The organism is Burkholderia sp. B10 (assembly GCF_004368385.1).
Classification (GTDB): Bacteria; Pseudomonadota; Gammaproteobacteria; order Burkholderiales; family Burkholderiaceae; genus Burkholderia; species Burkholderia vietnamiensis.
The window spans coordinates 16,292-31,263 of sequence record NZ_PQMX01000022.1 but is presented as its reverse complement, the minus strand read 5'-3'; the positions used below and the strand labels follow the sequence as shown (position 1 = coordinate 31,263).

The window sequence follows — 14,972 nt, the reverse complement described above, 5'->3', positions numbered from 1 at the left end:
GGCCCGGCCAATGTCGCCGGCCCGGCTTCACCAGACCGAGATCTTTTCCATGCCAGGAACCGCAGCGCCCGGCCGGCGACGCACGCCCGTGCCCGCCTCGGCACACCACACCCGATCGGCCGCCGATCCCGACCTCGATACGACGCTTCATACCGCCGGCTCGCCGTCCGGGGCGGCAGCCGCGGCCGCGGCTGCGGCCGTGACGGTGGCCGTGAGCGTCGCCGACGCGCCCCGCGACCGCGCGCTGCGGCTGGCCTGGCGCGCGTGGCTGCTGGTCGCGGCACTGGCGGCTGCGTACCTGCTGCCCGGCATAGTGGGCCACGATCCGTGGAAGCAGGACGAAACCTATACGTTCGGCATCATCCAGCACATGCTGGAGACCGGCGACTTCGTCGTGCCGACCAACGCCGGCCAGCCCTTCATGGAGAAGCCGCCGCTCTACGCGGCGGTCGCGACCAGCCTCGCATGGTTGCTGCAGCGCGTGATGCCGCTGCACGATGCGGCGCGCCTCGCGAGCGCGCTGTTCGCCGCGCTGGCGTTCGGCTTCATCGCGCGCGCGGCGCGCAGCGCGAGCCGCGCCGAGCGCTGGCTCGACCTGCGCGTGCTCGGCCCCGTGGTGCTCAGCGCGGGCACGCTCGTCGTCGTCAAGCACGTGCACGACATGATGACCGACGTCGCGCTGTTCGCCGGCACCGCGATGGGCTTTTGCGGACTGCTCGAACTGGTGATGCAGCACGTCGCGCGCGGGCGCCAATTGCAGCACGGGCTGCCGGTGCGGCCGTCCGGCCCCTGGGCTGCGCCGCTGTTCGGCGCCGGCGTCGGTATCGCACTGATGTCGAAGGGACTGTTCGTGCCGCTGGTGTTCGCGGCGACGCTCGTGGCCGCGATGGCGCTCTACCCCGCGTGCCGCACGCGCGCGTTCGCGAGCTCGCTCGGGCTCGCGGCGCTCGTGTTCGCCCCATTCGCGCTGATCTGGCCGATCGCGCTGTTCCTGCGCTCCGAAACGCTGTTCATGACGTGGTTCTGGGACAACAACGTCGGCCGCTTCTTCGGCTTCTCCGTGCCCGAGCTCGGCGCGGAAAACGACAAGCCGTTCTTCATTCTGCGTGCGTTCGTGCTGCTCGGCTTCCCGGTCGCGCCGCTCGCGATCGCCGCGCTCGCCCGCGGCGCGTGGCGCGAATGGCGCACGCCGCGCATTGCGCTGCCCGTGCTGTTCGCCGGCATCGGGCTGGCCGTGCTGCAGGTGTCCGCCACGTCCCGCCAGCTCTACATCCTGCCGTTCTTCGCGCCGCTCGCGCTGGTCGCCGCGCAGGCGATCGAGCGTCTGCCGCGCGCGCTGCATCTCGCCTGGGATTACCTGAGCCGCGCGCTGTTCGGCACGGTCGTCATGCTCGCGTGGGCGATCTGGGCGGTGATGGCCGATCCGAACGCGTCGCGCGCCGGCGTCGCGGTGCTCGGCCGCTGGCTGCCGCTCGACTGGACGATGCCGCTCGTGCCGGGATTCGTGATCGGCGCGCTCGCGCTGACGGTGGGCTGGCTGTGGCTGCTGCCGAAGCTGCGCACGACCGGCCCGTGGCGCGGCGCGCTGTCGTGGGGCGCGGGCGCGCTGGTCGCATGGGGGCTCGTGTATACGCTGCTGCTGCCGTGGCTGGACGTCGCGAAAAGCTACCGGTCGGTGTTCGAAGACCTGAACGCGCATCTAGCGCTCGAATGGAACGACGGCGACTGCATGGCGAGCCTGCACGGGCTCGGCGAATCGGAAGCGCCGATGCTGTACTACTTCTCCGGGATCCGCCACATGCCGATCGACGACGCGACGACGACGCGCTGCACGTGGATGATCGTCCAGGGCGTGCGGGCCGTCGATCCGGCGCCGGGCAGCGAATGGAAGCTGTTCTGGACCGGCGCGCGCCCGGGCGACAACGAAGAACTGCTGCGCGTCTACGTGCGCACGCCCGACCAGCACGCGCTGCAGTGAGCGCCGTACGCGGCGCGGCCGCCTGACGCGGCCGGCTCCGCGAACGGCGTGAACCCGGCTTCACGCGTCAAAACGACGCGCCGCGCTCGCGCAGGAACGCGACTTCTTCGTCGCTCGAAACACGGCCGAGGATCGCGTTGCGGTGCGGAAAGCGGCCGAAGCGCCGGATCACCGCCGCATGGCGCAACGCGTGGTCGTGATAGCCGCGGCAACCGGCCTCGTCGCGAATGCCCGCGCAGAGCCGCACGGCCTCGCGCTGGCTGTGCTCCGATTCGTCGTGCTCGAACGGCAGATAAACGAACGCGCGATGATGGCCGCTCGGCAGTTGCGCGTCCCAGCCGGCCGCGACGACGCGCCGCGCGAGCGCCAGCGCCTGAGGATCGGCGGCGAATGCGCGCGGCGTGCCGCGAAGGATGTTGCGCGAGAACTGGTCGAGCACGACGATCAGCGCCAGCGCGCCGAGCGGCGTACCGGCCCAGTGATCGCAGGCGCCGTCGCACGCGGCATCGTGCAGCGCGCCGTAGCGCGTGCGCAGCAGATCGTCGAATGCCGCGCCGCCGTTGAACCAGATCTTGCGCGCGCGGCCGAACGTCGCAGAACCCGGCGCGCCGAACCAGAAATCCAGTATCTCGCGCGCTTGCGGATCGAGCCTCGCGGCGGGATCGGCGCGATCCGTGCGATCGGTGGGGCCGTCGAAGGTCATGCGAACGCCAGCACCACGCGCCGTGTCCGCGCACTCTTCTTCTCGAGCTTCGTGACCCGCAGCGCGCCGATTTCCGCCGTGTTGCGCACGTGCGTGCCGCCGCACGGCTGCAGATCGACGCCTTCGATGCGCAGCAAGCGCACGCGGCCGAGCCCCATCGGCGGCTTCACGCTCATCGTGCGGACGAGTTCGGGGCGCTCGGCCATTTCGGCGTCGGTGATCCATTCGGTCGTGACCGCATGCGCGCCGTGCACCAGCGCCGCGAGCCGCTGTTCGACGTCGGCGCGCTCGATCGCGTCCGACGTCGCGAAATCGAGCCGCACGTAGTCGGCCGTCACGCTGCAGCCGTCGACCGGATACGGCAGCACCGCGCACATCAGGTGCGCGGCCGTGTGCAGCCGCATGTGCCGGTAGCGGCGCGCCCAGTCGATGTCGGCCACCACGCGCGCGCCGGGCCGCAGCGCGGCGATGCGCGCCTCCTGGCCGGGCGCCGGCACGTGCACGGCGTCGTCGGGCGTGGCGCCGTCGAAGCGCGCCTTGTGCGTGTCGGCGATCGCGATCGTGCCGCCGTCGGGCAGCGTGAGCGTCCCGGCGTCGCCGGCCTGGCCGCCGCCGAGCGGATAGAACACGGTGCGGTCGAGCCGGATGCCGTCGTCGCCGACGGCAGCGACGACGGCCTCGCATCGTGTCAGGTAGGCGTCTTCACGGAACAGCGCGTGGGTCGTCATCGAGCAGCCTCGCAGCAATGGGGAGACGGCCAGTGTCGCGCCGCATCCGGCGCGCGCCCAGATCCACCTCGTGCGCGCGCGCCGCTGCGGCGTACCGGTCGATCAACCGGGCCGGTTGCGCATCCAGTCGGCCGTTTCGTAGAACGAGTGCATGAGGCGCACGCGCAGCGGCTCGGGCAAGCCGATGTCCTCCATCGCCCAAGCCATGCAGCGCAGCCACTGGTCGCGGCCGTCCGATGCGATCGGGTACGGCAGATGGCGCGCGCGCAGGCGCGGGTGGCCGAACCGGCTGATGTAGTGGTCGGGACCGCCGAGCCAGCCGCACAGGAACCAGAACAGCTTGTCGCGCGAGCCGTCGAGCGAGGTCGGATGCAGCGCGCGAAGCTCGGCGAATTCCGGCTCGAGGTCCATCAGATCGTAGAAGCGGTCCACCATTTCGCGCACGCGGGCTTCGCCGCCCACGAGTTCGAACGCCGTCGGCTGCGACGGCGCTTCGTCATTCACATCGGTCATACGAATAGTCGGAAACGGGATGATCGGGGCCGCCGGCGACGCTCACGCGTCGCGCAGCGACTGCAGCGCAGGGCGCCGCAACACATTATGCAGGCTCAGCCAGCCCGCTGCAGCGGCGCACGCGATGCCGGCGGCGATGCCGGCCGGCACGAGCCACGGATCGACCGCGAGCCGAAAGTCGAACACGCGCGCGGCGAGCACCCAGCCGACCGCGATCGCGCCCGCCGACGCGAGCGCGCCCGCCAGTGCGCCCACGACCACGAATTCCGCGCGCTGCACCGCGCGAACCTGCGCGCGCGACGCACCGAGCGCGCGCAGCAGCGCGGCCTCGTGCACGCGCTCGTCGCGCGAGCCGGCGAGCGCCGTGTACAACACCAGCACGCCCGCCGCGAGCGTGAACGCAAACAGGAACTGCACCGCGCCGACCACCTGCAGCATCATCCGCTCCAGCTGCGCGAGGATCGGCGCGACGTCGATCGCCGTCAGGTTCGGATAGCGCGCGATCAGCGGATCGAGCAACGACGCCTGCGCGGCCGGCAGATGGAAGCTCGTCAGATAGACGGCCGGGAAATCCTTCAGCACCGGCGGCGGCATCAGCACGAAGAAGTTGACGCGGAACGAACCCCAGTCGAGCTTGCGCACGCTGGTGATCGGCGCATCGACCGTCAGCCCGGTCACGTCGAAGCGCAGCGTGTCGCCCATCTTCACGTTCAGCGTCTTCGCGAGGCCGGCCTCGATCGAGATCTGCGGCGCGGCCGACCTGCCGAACCAGTCGCCGGCGACGACCCGATTGTCGGCCGGCAGCTCGGTCGTATACGACAGGTTGAATTCGCGATCGACCAGCCGGCGCGCGTCGTCGGACTGGTAGGCGTCGGGGTTCACCGGCTTGCCGTTGATCGCGACGAGCCGGCCGCGCACCATCGGCGCCGGCACCGCGTCGCGCACGCCGTGCGCGGCGAGCCACGCGGCGACGTCGGCGCGCTGGTCCGGCTGGATGTCGATCAGGAACTGGTTCGGCGCATCGGGCGGCGTCGATTGCCGCCAGCCGGCCACGAGGTCGTTGCGCGTGATCGCGATCAGCAGCAGGCACATCAGGCCCAGCGCGAGCGCGGTGATCTGCAGCGCGCTGGCCGTGCCGCGCCGATGCAGCGACGCGAGCGCATAACGCCAGCCGACGCCCGCCGCCACGCGCGCGTTGCGCACCGCGCGCGCGGCCGCGTACAGCACGAGCCGCGCGATCAGCGCGAAGCCGACCAGCGCGCCGACGAAGCCGCCCGCGACGATCAGCCCGAGCTTCAGGTTGCCGGCCGCGACGATCAGCAGCCCCGCGAACAATACGACGCCGACCGCATACGCGGCCCACGCGATGCGCGACGCGTCGCCCCAGTCGCGCCGCAGCACCCGCACCGGCGGCACGCGCGTGAGCGGCGCGAGCGGCGGCAGCGCGAAGCCGAGCAGCAGCACGAGCGCCGCGCCGATGCCGATCAGCGCGGGCTGCAGCGTCGGCGGCGGGAGCGCCACCTCGATCAGGCCGCCGAGCGCGCCGAGCAGCGCCCAGTGGCCGCCGTAGCCGAGCACCGCGCCCGCCACGCCCGACACGATGCCGAGCCCCGCGAATTCGAGCGCGAACAGCGCGCCTAGCGTGCGCCGGCTCACGCCGAGGCAGCGCATCGTCGCGCAGCCGTCGAGATGACGCCGCATGTAGCGCTGCGCGGCCATCGCGATCGCGACCGCGGCCAGCAGCGCGGTGAGCAGCGCGACCAGCGTCAGGAAATGGCGGGCGCGATCGAGCGTCTGCCGCACCTGCGGCTGCCCTTCCTGCAGCGATTCGAGCCCGACGCCGCGCAGCTTGCCGCCGTCGACGCGTCCGTGCGCATCCGCTTCGAAGCGCGCGACGGCACGCGCGTCGCCGGCGACCAGCAACCGGTACATCACACGGCTGCCGTAGCCCGTGAGGCCCGTCGCCGCGAGTTCGTCCGCGCGCATCATCAGCCGCGGCGAGAAATTGACGAACGAGAAGCCACGATCGAGCTCGCGGGAAATCGACGCGGCGACCGTGAACGTGCGCAGCCCGACGCGCACGGTGTCGCCGGCCTTCAGATGCAGCGCGTCGAGCAGCGCCGGATCGGCCCACACGGTGCCGGGCGCGGGGATGTCGGTCGTCTGGCGCGCGGCGGACGCGCCGGCCGGCACGATCTCGACCGCGCCGCGCAGCGGGTAGCCTGCCGACACCGCCTTCACGGCCGCGAGGCGCGCGGGCGCCGCGTCGCCCGGCCGGGGCGCGGCGGCCGCCGCGATCATGCTCGGGAAGATGGCCGTCGTCGCGGTGCGCAGGCCGAGCGCGTGTGCGTCGCGCGCGAACGACGGATCGACCGGATGATCGGCGCGCACGACGAAATCGGCGCCGAGCATCTGTCGCGCGTCGCGCTCGAGCCCCTGGCGCAGCCGGTCTGCGAGAAAACCGACGCTCGTCAGCGCGGCGACCGCGAGCACCAGCGCCAGCACGAGCAACGTGAGTTCGCCCGCGCGCCAGTCGCGCGCGGTCATCCGCGCGGCCTGGCGCACCAGGTCGCGCCAGCCGAAGCGGCCGGCATGCGCGGGCCGCCCGGCCGGCGACGGGTCAGCGTGCTGACGTTCGAGCGAGGCGCGCGGCTTCAATCGCGCTTGCCTCCAATCGAATTGAGCCGCGACACCATGTGGTAGGCCATGCCGCGGAACCCGCCCGACACGCCGCGCCACAGACGCGGCAGCGCCCACGCGGACGCCGCGATGAACGCCGCCAGCAGCACCAGGAACGCGAGCGGCACGAAGAATGCGAGCGCGAGGCCGCCGAACACGAGCCCGTCCTCGGTGGACGACGCGACCCAGTTCGAGATCGGCTCCGGAGACAGGTTGATCAGCGCGCGCGTGCCGGCCTTGGCGACGTGCGCGGCGCCGGCGAGCGAGCCGCCGGCCAGCCCGGCGATCGCGAGCACGGTCGGATCGGCATGGCCGAGCGCGCCGGCGGCGAGCACCGCGCCGGCCGGAATGCGGATGAAGGTATGGACGGCGTCCCACAGCGAATCGAACGCGGGGATCTTGTCGGCAAGGAATTCGGTGACCGCGAGCACGCCGGCCGCGCCGATCACCCACGGCGACGTCAGCACCGCGAGCGTGTCTGGCAGATGGAGCCAGCCGGCCCGCGCGAGCACACCGGCAATCAGGACCGTCAGATAAAGGCGCAGCCCGCTCGCCCACGCGAGCCCCGCGCCGAGCGAAATGGCTTCGATCATGGGCCTCTCCTTGCACGTTGCGTGCGCTTTGCCGATTGATCGGATCGAGTCGGTGTGACGGCCGCGCGGCGCGTGGCGACCGGTGCCGCCGGCCGCGAACGGCGCACCGGCATTCAGGCCCGAATGCGTTCCATTATAGACAGGCTATCGGCAGCGCCGCGCAATTCCACAGGGTGGCGCAGGCGCATGGGGACGTGCCTGCCGGCGTCACGGGCATCAGGGGCGTCAAGCGCCCGATGACAGCTTCAGGCCGACCAGCCCGAGCACGATCAGCGCCGCGCTCGCCACGCGCGCCACCGTCAGCGCCTCGCCCAGCATCACGATGCCGAACGCGAACGCCCCGACCGCGCCGATGCCCGTCCACACCGCATACGCGGTGCCGAGCGGCAGCTGGCGCATCGCGATCGCGAGCAGCGCGAAGCTCGCCAGCGCCGTCACGATCGTAAACACCGACGGTCCGAGCTTCGTGAAGCCCTCGGACGATTTCATGCCGGCCGCCCACGCCACTTCGAGCAAACCGGCAATCAACAGCAATACCCACGCCATCTCGACGTACTCCGGATCGGATGGGGTCGTCCCCGTTGAAGCGAACGGCCCGGGGCCGTCCCCGGGCGGCGCCGAGTATAGCAACGGCGGCGCGGACTGCCCGACCCGCGGGAACCGGTCGGGACCGAGCTGGGCCAGGTGTAGCCGATGAACGCCGGCGGCCACACCACAGCCCAGTTCGCCGCAGCGGCCGAGCGCTCAGTTCGAGACGCGCGCTGCGCCGGCGTCGCCGACGCAGCGGTCGTCGCGGTACAGCGCCCATTCGTCGCACACGCGCCCGTCCTTGAACACGCACATCCCGACCTGCCCGCGCGGTAGCGTGCGCACCACGTGCCGGCCGCCGAGCTTCTCGCAATTGACGGTCGCGGGGTTCGCGAGCACCGGCTGCGCCGCCGCCTGCCCGGGCGGCAGCGGCTGCGCGAACGCGCTGGGCCCGACGAGCGCCAGCGCACAGATGACGACCAGACGGACGGACATGGCACCCTCCTCGGTTTCGTTCATGCAGCGCTCAGCATAACGGGGAATCGGGCCGTGTGTGCGGCACCGCTCGCTGCGTCACGCATCACGCACCGCGCATCACGCGACGCCGACGAGCCGGTAGCCGACCCCCGTCTCGGTCACGATGTGCTCGGGCTGGGCGGGATCGCGTTCGAGCTTCTGGCGCAGGTGCGCCATGTAGATGCGCAGATAGTGATGGCTTTCGACGTGCGACGGCCCCCACACGTCGCGCAGCAGCTGGCGGTGCGTGAGCACGCGCCCCGCATGCCGCACCAGCGTCGCGAGCAGCCGGTATTCGAGCGGCGTCAGATGCACGATCTCGCCGTCGCGCCACACCTGGCGCAGCGCGAGATCGACGCTCACGCCGCCGAAGGCGACCTTCGGCGATTCGCTCGCGCCGCCCTGGTTGCGCCGACGCAGTTGCGCACGGATGCGCGCGCGCAGCTCCGATACGCCGAACGGTTTGGTCAGGTAGTCGTCGGCGCCGGCGTCGAGCGCGGCGACCTTTTCGTCTTCCTGCGTGCGCGCGGACAGGACGATCACCGGAACCTCCGACCAGCCGCGCAGCTCGCGGATCACGTCGAGGCCGTCGGTGTCGGGCAGCCCGAGGTCGACGATCACGAGATCGGGCTTGCGCGTCGCCGCGTCGATCAGCCCCTGCTTGCCCGTCTCCGCGTCGAATACGGCGATGCCGTCCTCTTCGAGCGCGGCGCGCACGAAGCGGCGGATCTGTTTCTCGTCCTCGATCAGGACGACGGTCAGGCTCGGTTCAGTCATGGTCAGGCAAGGGCTCGGAGGGGAACGATGCGCCGGGCGCGTCGATGTCGTCGTCGATGTCGTCATCGGGTGGGGCCGGCACCGCCGGCGGCGTGTCGACCGGCAGCGTGAACCAGAAGCGCGCGCCCGTCACGCGTCCGTCGGGCGCGGTGCGGTTGAGCGCGCCGATTTTACCGCCGTGCGCTTCGACGATCGCGCGGCAGATCGCGAGGCCGAGCCCGATGCCCGGCGTCGCCGATTCCTTCTCGCCGCGCGTGAACTTGTCGAAGATGCGCGTCTCCATCCCGTGCGGCAGACCGGGGCCGTGATCGTCGACGTACACGCGCACGAACGGCTGGCCGTCGTCGCTCACGCGCTCGGCGCCGATCTCGATCGGCGCGTCGGCCGGCGTGTATTTCGCGGCGTTCTCGAACAGGTTCGTGAACAGCCGCTCCATCAGCACCGCATCCATCTGCAGCAGCGGCAGGTCGGCCGGCAGCGACACGCGCGCGGGATGCCGCGCGAGCACGCGCTTGCACGCGGCGAGCGCCGCGCCGACGGTTTCCTCGAGCAGCGACCACTGACGCTTGATCTGCAGGCTGCCAGCCTGCAGCCGCGCCATGTCGAGCAGGTTCGTGACGATGCCCGTCATCCGCAGCGCCTCGTCGTGGATCGCGTCGACGAGCTCGCGTTCGCGCTGCGCCAAGCGCTGGGCAGCGGCGGCGTCGAGGGGTGCGGGTGGCGCGGGTGTCGTCGGTGTCGCTGGTGTCGCTGGTGTCGCTGGTGTCGCTGGTGTCGCTGGTGTCGCTGACGTCGCTGACGTCGCTGACGTCGCTGATGACGCCGGCGAAGCGGACGACTCTGCCGACGCAGACGACGCCGGCGATGCAAGCGACGCGGTCGACGCGGCCGCCCCCTCCGCCGCCGCGCGCCCGTTCGCGAGCATCGACGAGAAGCCGACAATGGTGGTGAGCGGCGTGCGCAGGTCGTGCGAGATCGCCGACAACAGCGAGTTCCTCAGCCGCTCGGACTCCATGTTGACGAGCGCATCGCGCGCGATCTCGACGTAATGCACGCGTTCGAGCGCGAGCGCGATCTGCGCGGCGAACGCATCGAGCATCCGCTGCTGCTCGGGCACCTCCAGCTCGTGCGGCTCGCGCGACACGACCGCCAGCACGCCGCGCGTGCGCATCGGCGCCTTCAGCGGCAAATACAGCGCGGCCGTCGCGGGCAGCGTGTCGGTGCCGCGGCCGGCCGGCTTCTGCTGGTCGTACACCCATTGCCCGACGTCGCTGTCGAGCTCGGCGCCCGTCAGCGTGACGGCGGCGTCCGGGTCCTCGATCTTCTGGCGCACCTGGTCGGCGCTGTCGGGCAGCAGGAACGCGACGCGCGCGCGAAACACCTCGCTCACGTGGCGGCTGCCGATCTCGACGATCTGCTCGGTCGTCAGCGCGGCGCCCAGCTCGCGCGCCATCGCATAGATCGCGCCGGTGCGCCGCTCGCGGCGCTGCGCGATGCTCGCCTGACGCGTGAGCGTCGACGTCAGATGGCTGATCACGAGCGACGTGAGCAGCATGCCGAAGAAGGTCAGCAGGTATTGCGTGTCGCTGACCGAGAACGACATGCGCGGCGGCACGAAGAAGAAGTCGAACGCCGCGACCGACAGGAACGACTGCAGCACGCCCGGCCCGCGCCCGAGCCGCACGGCCGAGAACACGACGCCGAGCAGGTACAGCATCACGAGGTTGGTCAGGTCGAGCCGCCCCGACACGACGCTCGCCAAGCCGGTGATCGCCGCGCAGATCGCGGCCGCGTACAGGTAGTGGCGCGGCGGCGAGCGCCGCGTGCCGAACTGCGCGAACGCGTCGCGCCAGTCGCGCGCGCGCGCGTCGAGCGGCGCCGCGCGCACCTCGTCGCTCGCCGACGCGCGTATCAGCATCAGATCGACGTCGCCCGCGCGCTCGGCGAGCTGCTCGCCGAACGGCCGCGCGAAGCGCCGCACGACGCCGACCTTCGGCGAACCGCCCGCGACGATCTTCGACACGTTGCGCACCTTCGCATAGCCGATCAGCGCGGCGACCGCGTCGTCGCCCGCGAGCGTGGCCGTCTCCGCGCCGAGCTCGGCCGCGAGCTTCAGCGCATCGAGCGTGCGCTGCCGGCGCGCGTCGGGCAGCCGCTGCAGCCGCGGCGTCTCGACGTACACGGCGATCCAGTCGGCCTTCAGGCTCGCGGCGAGCCGCGCGGCGGCGCGCACCAGCGTCGGCGCCTCCGGCCCCGGCCCGATGCACACGAGCAGCCGCTCGCGCGCCTGCCAGATGCGCTGGATCGAGCGATCGGCACGGTACTCGCGCATCTGCGCGTCGACGCGGTCGGCCGTGCGCCGCAGCGCGAGCTCGCGCAGCGCGATCAGGTTGCCCTTGCGGAAGAAGTTGCGCACCGCACGCTCGGCCTGCTGCGCGAGATACACCTTGCCGTCGCGCATCCGCTCGAGCAGTTCCTCTGCGGGCAGGTCCACCAGCGTGACCTCGTCGGCCGCGTCGAACACACGGTCGGGCACCGTCTCCCACACGCGAATGCCGGTGATCGCGCCCACCACGTCGTTCAAGCTCTCGAGATGCTGGACGTTGACGGTCGTGTAGACGTCGATGCCCGCATCGAGCAGCTCGTGGACGTCCTGCCAGCGTTTCAGATGGCGTGCGCCCTGCACGTTCGAATGCGCGAGCTCGTCGACGAGAATCAGCTGCGGCGCACGCGCGAGCGCCCCGTCGAGATCGAATTCGGCGAGCGTGCGGCCGCGATACTCGATATGGGCGAGCGGCAGCACGTCGAGCCCGTCGAGCAGCGCGGCGGTTTCGCTGCGGCCGTGCGTCTCGACGATGCCGACGACGACGTCGACGCCGTCCTGCTTGCGCTGACGCGCGGCCTGCAGCATCGCGTAGGTCTTGCCGACGCCGGCAGACGCGCCGAAGAAGACCTTGAGCTGGCCGCGCCGCTGCTTTGCCGCATCTCGCTGCAGCTTGTCGAGGAGTTGGTCGGGATCGGGACGGTTCATCCGGGAGGAAGGCGAAGCGCCGGACTGCGCGCGAGTACCGGCATTGTTGTTCCAAATCGCCGCAAAAGGCAAAGACGGCGCACGCGCCGTCGTTCAGGGCGAGACCGGCTTGCGGCTTGGCGGCTCACGGCGCGCGCGGCTTGCGGCCTGTGGCGGGCGGCTTGCGATTGACGTAGCTTCCGACTCACCTCGCCGCAAGCCACGCCCAGCGCGCCCGCCCGGCTCAATGCCCGCCCTGCGCCGCGTCGAGCGCGAGGTTCAGCTTCAGCACGTTCACGCGCGGCTCGCCGAGCACGCCGAACTGGCGGCCCGTCGTGTTCGCGGCGACGAGCTGCGCGACCGCGTCGGCCGTCAGCTTGCGCGCCTTGGCGACGCGCTCGATCTGGTACGCGGCCGCGGCCGGCGTGATGTCGGGGTCCAGACCGCTCGCGGACGCCGTCACGAGGTCGACCGGCACCGGCTTCGACAAATCGGTGCCCGCGTCGCGCAGCGCGGCGATGCGCGCCTTCACCTGCTCGGCGAGCGACGGATTGAGCGGCCCGAGGTTCGAGCCGCCGGAGCCGGCCGCGTTGTACGGCATCGGCGCGGTGGCCGACAAGCGGCCCCAGAAGTAGCGCGGCGCATCGAACGGCTGGCCGATCAGCGCGGAGCCGACGGCCCGGCCGTCGCGCTCGATCAGGCTGCCGTCGGCCTGCGCCGGAAACACGGCCTGACCGAACGCGGTCATCACGGCCGGATAGGCCATGCCCGTCACGACGGTCAGCACGGCAAAGATCACGACCAGCGGGCGAATCAACGTTTTCATGAGGGTTCCTTCGAATCCGGTGCGCTCAGGCCCAGCCGAGCGCGGCGAGCGTCAGGTCGATCAGCTTGATGAACGGGAACGGCAGCAGCACGCCGCCCAGCCCGTACACCAGCAGGTTGCGGCGCAGCAGCGTCGCGGCGCCGAGCGGCCGGTAGGCGACGCCCTTCAGCGCGAGAGGGATCAGCGCGACGATGATCAGCGCATTGAAGATCACCGCCGACAGGATCGCCGACGCCGGCGACGTCAAATGCATGATGTCGAGCACGCGCAGCTGCGGGTAGGTGGTGACGAACGCGGCCGGGATGATCGCGAAGTACTTCGCGATGTCGTTCGCGATCGAGAAGGTCGTCAGCGAGCCGCGCGTCATCAGCATCTGCTTGCCGATCTCGACGATCTCGATCAGCTTGGTCGGGTTCGAGTCGAGGTCGACCATGTTGCCGGCCTCCTTCGCCGCCTGCGTGCCGGTGTTCATCGCGACCGCCACGTCGGCCTGCGCGAGCGCCGGCGCGTCGTTGGTGCCGTCGCCGGTCATCGCGACGAGGCGCCCGGCCGCCTGGTGTTCGCGGATCGTCGCGAGCTTGGTTTCCGGCGTGGCTTCCGCGAGGAAATCGTCGACGCCCGCCTCCGCCGCGATCGCCGCGGCCGTCAGCCGGTTGTCGCCGGTCACCATCACCGTCTTGATGCCCATCTTGCGCAGCTCCGCGAAGCGCTCCTTGATGCCGCCCTTCACGATGTCCTTCAGCTCGATCACGCCGAGCACGCGCGCGGCGCCGTCGTGCAGCTCCGCGACCACGAGCGGCGTGCTGCCGCGGCGCGCGACCTCGTCGACCGCGCGGCGCACGTCGTCCGGAAAGCGGCTGCCGTGCAGCTCGACGTAGCGGCGGATCGCATCGGCGGCGCCCTTGCGGATTTCGCGGCCGGGCAGATCGACGCCGCTCATCCGCGTCTGCGCGGAGAAGCCGAGGAACGTCGCCTGCAGCTGCGCGAGATCGCGCTGGCGGATGTTGAAGCGCTCCTTCGCGAGCACCACGATGCTGCGGCCTTCCGGCGTTTCGTCGGCGAGCGACGACAGCTGCGCGGCGTCGGCCAGCGCTTCCTCGGTCACGCCCGGCGCCGGCACGAACGCCGACGCCTGACGGTTGCCGAGCGTGATCGTGCCGGTCTTGTCGAGCAGCAGCACGTCGACGTCGCCGGCCGCTTCCACCGCGCGGCCCGACGTCGCGATCACGTTCGCCTGCATCATCCGGCTCATGCCCGCGACGCCGATCGCGGACAGCAGCCCGCCGATCGTGGTCGGAATCAGGCACACCAGCAGCGCGACGAGCACCGTGATCGTCACCACGTGGCCGGACTTCATCGCCTCGACCGAGAACATCGAGAACGGCAGCAGCGTCGCGGTCGCGAGCAGCATCACGATCGTCAATGCGACCAGCAGGATCGTCAGCGCGACCTCGTTCGGCGTCTTCTTGCGCTTCGCGCCCTCGACCATCGCGATCATCCGGTCGAGGAACGCCTCGCCGGGGTTCGCGGTGACCTTCACGACGATCCAGTCGGACAGCACGCGCGTGCCGCCCGTCACCGACGAGAAATCTCCGCCGGACTCGCGGATCACCGGCGCGGACTCGCCGGTGATCGCCGATTCGTCGACCGACGCGACGCCGTCCACCACGTCGCCGTCGGCCGGAATCACGTCGCCGGTCTCGACCAGCACGACGTCGCCCTTGCGCAGGTCCGAGGCGGTCGTGATGCGGATCGGCGACTTCGGATGCGGCTCGTTCAGCTTCTTGGCCATCACGTCCTTCTTCGCGCTGCGCAGCGACGCGGCCTGCGCCTTCGAGCGCCCTTCCGCGAGCGCTTCGGCGAAGTTCGCGAACAGCACCGTGAACCACAGCCACAGCGCGATCGCGAGGATGAAGCCCGCGGGCGCCTCGGCCTGGCCGGCGAGCGCCGCGATCCACAGGATGGTCGTCAGGATGCTGCCGACGTACACGCAGAACATCACCGGATTGCGCAGCTGCGTGCGCGGCGTGAGCTTCTTGAACGAATCCACGATCGCCGGGCGCAGCAGCGCCGGATCGAACATGGACCGTGTTGCGGAATGTTGAGTCATGGCGATCTCTT

12 protein-coding genes are annotated in these 14,972 nt (G+C 71.2%); 1 reads left to right on the top strand and 11 read right to left on the bottom strand.

Annotation, left to right across the window (positions count from 1 at the left end; all coding sequences use genetic code 11):
- Positions 1 to 49 precede the first annotated feature (49 nt).
- Positions 50 to 1,978, top strand: a complete 1,929-nt coding sequence (locus tag C3Y15_RS13690) for a hypothetical protein (RefSeq protein WP_059461288.1) — start codon at positions 50 to 52, stop codon at positions 1,976 to 1,978.
- A 67-nt stretch (positions 1,979 to 2,045) separates the two neighbouring features.
- On the opposite strand, the gene C3Y15_RS13685 is transcribed toward C3Y15_RS13690, so the two are convergent.
- The 11 genes from C3Y15_RS13685 to kdpB form a co-directional block, all read right to left on the bottom strand.
- On the bottom strand, positions 2,046 to 2,681 hold the full coding sequence (locus tag C3Y15_RS13685) for a DUF924 family protein (protein ID WP_046424365.1): 636 nt from the start codon (positions 2,679 to 2,681) through the stop codon (positions 2,046 to 2,048).
- The gene (locus C3Y15_RS13680) at positions 2,678 to 3,409 is read right to left on the bottom strand and encodes an alanyl-tRNA editing protein (RefSeq protein WP_014723374.1); all 732 of its coding nucleotides are present in this window, start codon (positions 3,407 to 3,409) and stop codon (positions 2,678 to 2,680) included. Before C3Y15_RS13680 ends, C3Y15_RS13685 begins: the two co-directional genes overlap by 4 nt.
- A gap of 102 nt (positions 3,410 to 3,511) precedes the next feature.
- On the bottom strand, positions 3,512 to 3,922 hold the full coding sequence (locus tag C3Y15_RS13675) for a group II truncated hemoglobin (RefSeq protein WP_011885561.1): 411 nt from the start codon (positions 3,920 to 3,922) through the stop codon (positions 3,512 to 3,514).
- Between the two features lie 42 nt (positions 3,923 to 3,964).
- A complete protein-coding gene (locus tag C3Y15_RS13670; RefSeq protein ID WP_231129476.1) occupies positions 3,965 to 6,469 on the bottom strand; it encodes an FtsX-like permease family protein in 2,505 nt (834 codons plus the stop codon).
- A 107-nt stretch (positions 6,470 to 6,576) separates the two neighbouring features.
- Entirely contained in the window at positions 6,577 to 7,194 is a 618-nt protein-coding gene (locus C3Y15_RS13665; protein ID WP_011885563.1) for a DUF4126 domain-containing protein, read from the bottom strand.
- 225 nt (positions 7,195 to 7,419) lie between these two features.
- Positions 7,420 to 7,740 (bottom strand): quaternary ammonium compound efflux SMR transporter SugE, encoded by a 321-nt coding sequence (sugE, locus tag C3Y15_RS13660; protein ID WP_011885564.1) that lies wholly within the window; start codon positions 7,738 to 7,740, stop codon positions 7,420 to 7,422.
- A gap of 198 nt (positions 7,741 to 7,938) precedes the next feature.
- A complete protein-coding gene (locus C3Y15_RS13655; RefSeq protein WP_045579438.1) occupies positions 7,939 to 8,217 on the bottom strand; it encodes a DUF333 domain-containing protein in 279 nt (92 codons plus the stop codon).
- A gap of 99 nt (positions 8,218 to 8,316) precedes the next feature.
- Complete coding sequence (gene kdpE / locus C3Y15_RS13650; RefSeq protein WP_011885566.1) at positions 8,317 to 9,015, bottom strand: two-component system response regulator KdpE; 699 nt, start codon at positions 9,013 to 9,015, stop codon at positions 8,317 to 8,319.
- Positions 9,008 to 12,046 (bottom strand): sensor histidine kinase KdpD, encoded by a 3,039-nt coding sequence (locus C3Y15_RS13645; RefSeq protein ID WP_124260093.1) that lies wholly within the window; start codon positions 12,044 to 12,046, stop codon positions 9,008 to 9,010. Before C3Y15_RS13645 ends, kdpE begins: the two co-directional genes overlap by 8 nt.
- 223 nt (positions 12,047 to 12,269) lie before the next feature.
- Positions 12,270 to 12,851 carry a potassium-transporting ATPase subunit KdpC gene (kdpC, locus tag C3Y15_RS13640; RefSeq protein WP_014723380.1) on the bottom strand — a complete coding sequence of 194 codons (582 nt, stop codon included), beginning with the start codon at positions 12,849 to 12,851 and terminating at the stop codon, positions 12,270 to 12,272.
- A 25-nt stretch (positions 12,852 to 12,876) separates the two neighbouring features.
- On the bottom strand, positions 12,877 to 14,961 hold the full coding sequence (kdpB, locus tag C3Y15_RS13635; RefSeq protein ID WP_059461280.1) for a potassium-transporting ATPase subunit KdpB: 2,085 nt from the start codon (positions 14,959 to 14,961) through the stop codon (positions 12,877 to 12,879).
- Between the last annotated feature and the right edge of the window lie 11 nt (positions 14,962 to 14,972).

Excerpts from the sequence above, each read along its gene's own strand:
- C3Y15_RS13690 (WP_059461288.1), top strand. The coding sequence starts at position 50 with ATGCCAGGAACCGCAGCGCCCGGCCGGCGACGCACGCCCGTGCCCGCC.
- C3Y15_RS13685 (WP_046424365.1), bottom strand. The coding sequence starts at position 2,681 with ATGACCTTCGACGGCCCCACCGATCGCACGGATCGCGCCGATCCCGCC.
- C3Y15_RS13680 (WP_014723374.1), bottom strand. The coding sequence starts at position 3,409 with ATGACGACCCACGCGCTGTTCCGTGAAGACGCCTACCTGACACGATGC.
- C3Y15_RS13675 (WP_011885561.1), bottom strand. The coding sequence starts at position 3,922 with ATGACCGATGTGAATGACGAAGCGCCGTCGCAGCCGACGGCGTTCGAA.
- C3Y15_RS13670 (WP_231129476.1), bottom strand. The coding sequence starts at position 6,469 with ATGACCGCGCGCGACTGGCGCGCGGGCGAACTCACGTTGCTCGTGCTG.
- C3Y15_RS13665 (WP_011885563.1), bottom strand. The coding sequence starts at position 7,194 with ATGATCGAAGCCATTTCGCTCGGCGCGGGGCTCGCGTGGGCGAGCGGG.
- sugE (WP_011885564.1), bottom strand. The coding sequence starts at position 7,740 with ATGGCGTGGGTATTGCTGTTGATTGCCGGTTTGCTCGAAGTGGCGTGG.
- C3Y15_RS13655 (WP_045579438.1), bottom strand. The coding sequence starts at position 8,217 with ATGTCCGTCCGTCTGGTCGTCATCTGTGCGCTGGCGCTCGTCGGGCCC.
- kdpE (WP_011885566.1), bottom strand. The coding sequence starts at position 9,015 with ATGACTGAACCGAGCCTGACCGTCGTCCTGATCGAGGACGAGAAACAG.
- C3Y15_RS13645 (WP_124260093.1), bottom strand. The coding sequence starts at position 12,046 with ATGAACCGTCCCGATCCCGACCAACTCCTCGACAAGCTGCAGCGAGAT.
- kdpC (WP_014723380.1), bottom strand. The coding sequence starts at position 12,851 with ATGAAAACGTTGATTCGCCCGCTGGTCGTGATCTTTGCCGTGCTGACC.
- kdpB (WP_059461280.1), bottom strand. The coding sequence starts at position 14,961 with ATGACTCAACATTCCGCAACACGGTCCATGTTCGATCCGGCGCTGCTG.